We start from the raw sequence: 6,322 nt of genomic DNA on the forward strand, positions 1-6,322 counted from the left end.
TGCGACGGTGGCTCCCCTAAGACGTTCACCGGTTCGGTGGCTGCATATAAAACAGGGCTGGAAGTGAACGGAATTTCATCCATATCCACATGAAAATCAGCGCTCACAAAGAAATTGCCTCTAAAGGGCAAGCTACCCCAAATACTCAATAATCGACAACCCGCCGTTATAATCCGTGCTGTACACAATCCCTTGCGCATCCACAAATACATCGCAGGACTGGATCACCTGCGGGCGGCCTGGACGGGTATCCATCATTCTTTCCGGGGCTGCGGGCACCAGTGCGCCTGTTTCTACCGGGCGATACGGGTTCGAAATATCGTAGGCACGCACGCCCGCGTTCTGATAAGTGGCGAAAATCAACGTATCGCTGATAAAACTGCCGGGGCGGTTTTCGTGCAGGTTATGCGGGCCGAAGTGCGCGCCTTTCGCCACATAATCAATCTCATCCGGCTGCGGGAACGTGGAGATGCTGACCGGGTTTGCCGGGTCACGAATATCGAACAGCCAAATCAGCTTTTCGCCATCCTCCTGGTTGTCCAGCACCGCTTCGTCGAGCACTACCAGCAGGTCGCGCTTTGGCAGCGGCAGCGCCGTGTGTGTGCCCCCGCCAAACGGCGGGCTCCAGTTACGGTGGCTGATGAGCTGCGGCTGCGAGCGGTCAGACACGTCCAGCAGCGTCAGGCCGCCGTCGCGCCAGCTGGCATACGCCGTGTCGCCGCTGATAATCGCGTGGTGTAACGCATAGCGTTTCCCTTCCGGCCAGGTCGGTTGCTCACCTGCGGCGGTGTTCATCCCCGGCAGCCACCAGTTGCCCGCCACCTGCGGGTTGAGTGGGTCGGCGAGGTCGATAGTCAGGAAAATGTAATCGCTAAAACCATCAATCAGTGCGGAAACATAGGCCCAGCGGCCGCCCACGTACCAGCAGCGATGAATGCCGATACCGCTTAGCGACAGGAAGCTGATTTCTTTAGGCTTGTCCGGCGTGGAAATATCAAAAATGCGTAACCCGGCGCTCCAGCCTTTGTCCTGCACGTCTCGGACCGTTTCGCCGACCGATTTGGTGTAGTAAACCTTTTCATCGGCGAAGCGCACGTCGGCGAACAGGTCGCGGGCGTTAATCACCAGCAGCAGGTCGTCGTGCGCCTGCAGGTGAATATTCCAGGTGCCCGGCGGCGCGGGCACGAAGCCCGCCGCTTTCGGGTTTTTGGGGTCGCGAACGTCAACAATCGAGAAACCCTGAGACACCATATGGCCGATGTACGCATAGCCCCGATGCACCATCAGCTGCACGCCATCGGGTTTTCCACCCTGATCGCTATGGCCGATAAGCCGCATATTGCGGCTGTATTCGGGTTGTGGCAGTGCCATTGCGCGACTCCTTATTTATTTTTCGCTTCGAGCGTGGCGAACCACGGCGCGATAAAGTCGTCGGTCTGGCCCCAGCCCGGAATAATTTTGCTCAGCGAGACGACGTTGACCGGGCCAGGCTGGCTGGCCAGCAGCGCCTGAGGAATAGCAGCCGCTTTAAAGTCGTAGGTTGCAGGCGTTTGTTCCCCGGCAATTTTGTACGCGACGAGGCGCACGTTGGTGGCGCCAATCAGCTTCGGATCCACCGCCACGCTGACTTTCCACGGGCTGTTGGCTTCACGCATCAGCTGAATATCCTGGTTAGAGACGTCGATGCTGTAGAGTTTGATTTCGGTGCGGCCGTTCTCCTGTAGCGCTTTATAGGCGCCCTGGCTGAAGGCGTCCCACGTGCCCCAGATTGCGTCGATTTTACCTTTCGGGTACTTCGCCAGCACCGCGCCCACTTTGTTGGCGGTATCGCCCTGCACGTCGGAAGAAACCGCGCCGATGGACTCCAGCTCTTTAATGCCCGGGTTGGCTTTCAGCAGTTCCTGATAGGCGGCCTGGCGGCGTTCCATCGGTGGGAAACCGGCCACCCACAGCTTGATGATGTTCGCCTTGCCGTTGAAGTCTTTAACCAACTGGCCGAAGGAGAGGCCGGTCAGCGAAGCATCGTCCTGCTGGGTCACGGTCACACCGGGAATGGTGCCGTTTACGGCGGTATCAAAAACTGACACCGCAATGCCTGCAGCCACGGCTTTTTTCACCAGTTCGGTGGAGTAAGGGTCACGGCCCTGAGAAAGAATAATCCCGTCATACTTCTGGCTGATCGCCTGGTTCACAAAATCCTGGAAGCGGGCATCGTCACCGTTGCTCAGGAAAGTGCTGACCTTAAAGCCCAGCTTTTTAGCCTGCTGAACCGCCCCGGCGACAAACTGCGTGGTGTTATCGTCGGAGCCCAGGTTGCGGATCACGGCGATGCGGATTGGGCCGTCATGAGCGGCGATTTTTTCCGGAACCGGCGTTGGCGTTGCGGCGTGGCCAGGCAGCGCGGCAAGCAGGCTAAGCGCCAGCAGTGAAGTTGTCAGTTTTTTCATGGTCGTTACCCTGTATGAAGTGTTGTTTTAGCGTCGTTGTATGTAAGTAATCGCCAGCGCGGCAGCCAGCACCAGGCCTTTAATAATGTCCATTGCGTAGTAGGGCACGGAGAGCATCACCAGCCCGTTTTGCAGCACGCCCAGAATTACCGCGCCGACCAGCGTGCCGAGCGCGTTAGGTTTGCCGGAACCTGCCAGAGAAAATCCAATCCACGCTGCGGCTACGGCATCCATCAGGTAGCCGCTACCGGCGTTGACCTGTGAGGAGCCAATACGCGAGGCCAGCAGAATGCCGCCTAAGCCCGCCAGCAGCGAGGCCAGCACGTAGGCCGCCACGCGATAGCGAGTGGTGCGGATGCCGGACAGACGAGCCGCCTCCGGATTACCGCCGATGGCGTACATCCGGCGGCCGTGTTTGGTCAGAGACAGCGCAAGCTGGGCAACCAGCGTGACCACCAGCATGATGATGACGATGGTCGGCACCTGCCCGAGCAGGCCAAAGGCGGCGGGAATCGTTCCTTCGGCCATGTCACCGCTCGGCAGCACCATGTTTTCGGTAATCGAGCCGCCGTAGCTGTAGGTCATCGCCACGCCCTGAATCACAAACAGGCTGGCCAGCGTGGCGAGCATATCGGGAATTTTCAGCACCACGATCAGGAAGGCGTTGAACAGCCCGACCAGCGTGCACAGCACCAGGGTGATAAGAATCGCTTCGGTGGTGCCGAAGCCGTGCCAGACGAACAGCGAAATGACCAGCGCGTTGGCCAGCGAGGCGGTCGAGCCCACGGACAGGTCGAACCCGCCCACGGTAAGCGAGATAGACACGCCGATGGCGATCACCGTCACAATGGCGATGGAGCGCAAAATATTGATGATGTTGTTCGGCTCGAGGAAGCTGTCGGACGCGATGCCGAACAGCGCCACCAGGGCAACCACGGTGAGCAACATCCCCCATTTGTAGAGAAAGTCAAAAAGCTGCTGGCGGCCTGAAACGCTGGCCTTAAGGGATAATGCTTTGCTCACGCGGGGGTTCCTCCGGTGGAGTAGAGTAATAGGGTTTCTTCGCTGGCCTGGTGGCCATCCAGCTCGGCGACGATACGCCCGTCCCACAGGACGCAGATGCGGTCGCACAGCCCGACCAGCTCGGCAAATTCGCCAGAGGCGTAAATCACCCCTTTTCCATGGCGAGCCAGCTGGTCAATCAGCACGAAGAGGTCGGTTTTGGCTTTGATGTCCACGCCTTTGGTTGGCTCGTCAAAAATCAGCACGTCGGCTTCGTTGCGCAGCCATTTGCCGATGGCCACTTTTTGCTGATTGCCGCCGGAGAGGCGGCGCAGCGTTTGCGCCGGGCCGCTGGTGCGAATGCCCAGCTGTTGAATGGTCTCTTCCGCCCAGCGTTTAGCTTTGCGGTAGTCGAACAGCCCCCAGCGGGTAAACTGGCTGTCGGCGCTGACGGCGAGATTCATGGTGACCGACTCGTCGATAAAAATGCCTTCTTTACGGCGTTCTTCCGGCACCAGGACGACGCCACGCGTGACGGAGTCCGCCGGGTCGGTCGGGCGCCAGTTTTTACCTTTTAATTCACCGCGCTCAAGCGTGCTGTGGGTGGCGCCGAACAGCGCTTTGCAAAGCTCTGTTTTCCCGGCTCCCGCCAGGCCAGCAATGCCCAGAATTTCGCCTTTGCGCAGCCGCAGCGAGATGTCACGCAGCAGCGCATCGTCATGCAGACCTTCCACCGCCAGCAGCGTGTCGCCCTCAACCGGCGGGCGGTGAGGGGGATAAATATCGTCCAGCTGGTGGCCCAGCATTTTCTCGACAATCTCTTCGCCGCTGAGATGCCCCATCGGGCCGCTGTCCACCAGTTTGCCGTCGCGCAGGACCGTCATTTGGTCACAAATGGCTTTCAGCTCGTGGATGCGGTGGGAGATAAACACCACGCCGATGCCGCTTTGCTGCAGCCGCTGCACGACGCGAAAAAGATGTTCGCTTTCCTGGCTGTCTAATGGCGCAGTGGGCTCATCAAGGATCAGAAAACGGCAGTGATGAGAGAGCGCCCGCGCCAGCAGGATTTGCTGTTTTTCCGCCAGGGTGCATTGCTCAATGCGTTTTTTGACGTCGATCTCCACGTCGAGCTGCGCCAGCGCTTCGCGAGCCTGCCGAAAAATTTTCGACCAGCGGTAGACATGCCCCGTTTCGGCCAGCTTATCGAGCATGATGTTTTCCGCCACGCTGAGGCCCGGCACCAGGGCAACGTCCACTTCCTGCTGCACCAGATGGATCCCCAGCAGTTTGGCGTCACGCGGGCTGCGGATCGTTACCGCTTCACCGTCGATCAGGATCTCGCCGTGATAATGGTCGTGAGCGCCCGAAAGCACCGCCATCAGCGTGGATTTGCCCGCGCCGTTCGCGCCGGTCAAAGCATGTACCGAGCCGCCGTCCAGCCGGAAATTCACCCGACTCAACGCGTTAAAGCCCGCGAAGGCGATAGAGATTTCTCGCATCTCCAGGCGGTTGGGCATAGTCATAGCGTCGGCGGCTTCCGGGTTTAATGAATTGATCTGTCGAATTTTTAGCGGCCTTCTGGGTTGCGGGCAATGAACGAAAAGACATAAGATAAAGCAAAATGATATTAGCCGTCCAGATGTCTGGACATATCATCGGCATAGAATATATCCCGCCAGCGAAGAAAAGGAAATGCATCATGACCAGCACCGCTATCCGCGTGGTTACCGGCCCCGCTAATTACTATTCACATCCCGGCAGCCTTGCCCATCTGACCGAGTTTTACAGCGAAGAGCAGCTGAATAACGCGGTCTGGATCTACGGCGAGCGTGCCTTTGAGGCGGTTCGACCATTCCTGCCGGAAGCCTTTTCGCTGCCGGGCGCGAAGCATATTCAGTTTGGCGGGCACTGCAGCGAAAGCGATGTGCAGAAGCTGGTAGCCGAGTCCGGCGAACGTCAGGTGGTGATTGGTATCGGCGGCGGCGCGCTGCTGGATACGGTGAAAGTGGTGGCTCGTCGGTTGAATGCGCCGGTGGTGGCTATTCCGACCATCGCGGCAACCTGCGCGGCCTGGACGCCGCTGTCCGTGTGGTACAACGACGCCGGGCAGGCGCTGCGCTTTGAGATTTTCAACGATGCAAACCATCTGGTGCTGGTGGAGCCTGAAATTATCCTGCGCGCGCCGCAGGAGTACCTGTTGGCGGGGATCGGCGACACGCTGGCGAAGTGGTATGAAGCGGTGGTGCTTAGCCCGCAGCCGGAAAATCTGCCGCTTACCGTGCGCCTCGGCATTGGGGCCGCGCTGGCTATCCGCGACGTTCTGCTCCAGAACAGCGAGCAGGCGCTGGAAGATCAAAACCGTGGCGAGTTAAGTCAGGCGTTTCTGGATGTGGTCGAGGCGATTATCGCCGGAGGCGGGATGGTGGGTGGCCTGGGCGAGCGTTATACACGCGTTGCCGCCGCACATGCCGTACATAATGGCCTGACGACGCTGCCGCAAACCGATCGTTTCCTGCACGGCACAAAGGTGGCCTACGGGATTCTGGTGCAGAGCGCACTGCTGGGGCAGGACGACGTTCTGGCGCAGCTGACGCAGGCGTATAAGCGTTTCAATCTGCCAACCAAACTGGCGCAACTGGATGTTGATATCCATCATCGTGCGGACCTGGATAAGTTGATTGCCCGTACTTTGCAGGCGGGGGAGTCTATTCACGCCCTGCCGGTGGCGCTGTCGCCGGAGAGTTTGCTAGCAGCGTTGGAGAAAGTGGAAGGGTTGTAGGGGGGCATTTCGAATAGTCTCGATTATGCAGGGGCGGCTAAGGTTCCGTTCACCCGTAGATCTATTTTCCCTGCACGTTCAGATACGGTGAACG

5 protein-coding genes are annotated in these 6,322 nt (G+C 59.0%); 1 reads left to right on the plus strand and 4 read right to left on the minus strand.

Translation table 11 applies throughout. The annotated features are described in order from the left end of the window. Window positions 1-132: 132 nt before the first annotated feature. The 4 genes from CNE01S_RS23610 to CNE01S_RS23625 are packed head-to-tail and all read right to left on the minus strand — an operon-like array spanning window position 133 to window position 4,972. Window positions 133-1,371, minus strand: a complete 1,239-nt coding sequence (locus tag CNE01S_RS23610; RefSeq protein ID WP_061279079.1) for an LVIVD repeat-containing protein — start codon at window positions 1,369-1,371, stop codon at window positions 133-135. An 11-nt stretch (window positions 1,372-1,382) separates the two neighbouring features. Continuing rightward, window positions 1,383-2,447 carry a sugar ABC transporter substrate-binding protein gene (locus CNE01S_RS23615; RefSeq protein WP_061279080.1) on the minus strand — a complete coding sequence of 355 codons (1,065 nt, stop codon included), beginning with the start codon at window positions 2,445-2,447 and terminating at the stop codon, window positions 1,383-1,385. A 27-nt stretch (window positions 2,448-2,474) separates the two neighbouring features. After that, window positions 2,475-3,470, minus strand: coding sequence for an ABC transporter permease (locus CNE01S_RS23620; protein ID WP_061279082.1), 996 nt, complete (start codon window positions 3,468-3,470; stop codon window positions 2,475-2,477). Next, window positions 3,467-4,972, minus strand: coding sequence for a sugar ABC transporter ATP-binding protein (locus CNE01S_RS23625; RefSeq protein WP_061279084.1), 1,506 nt, complete (start codon window positions 4,970-4,972; stop codon window positions 3,467-3,469). Before CNE01S_RS23625 ends, CNE01S_RS23620 begins: the two co-directional genes overlap by 4 nt. 176 nt (window positions 4,973-5,148) lie before the next feature. On the opposite strand from CNE01S_RS23625, the gene CNE01S_RS23630 reads away from it, so the two are divergent. Further along, window positions 5,149-6,228, plus strand: coding sequence for an oxidoreductase (locus CNE01S_RS23630; RefSeq protein WP_061279086.1), 1,080 nt, complete (start codon window positions 5,149-5,151; stop codon window positions 6,226-6,228). The last annotated feature ends 94 nt before the right edge of the window (window positions 6,229-6,322 follow it).

It is taken from the genome of Cedecea neteri NBRC 105707 = ATCC 33855 (assembly GCF_001571265.1).
GTDB lineage: Bacteria > Pseudomonadota > Gammaproteobacteria > Enterobacterales > Enterobacteriaceae > Cedecea > Cedecea neteri.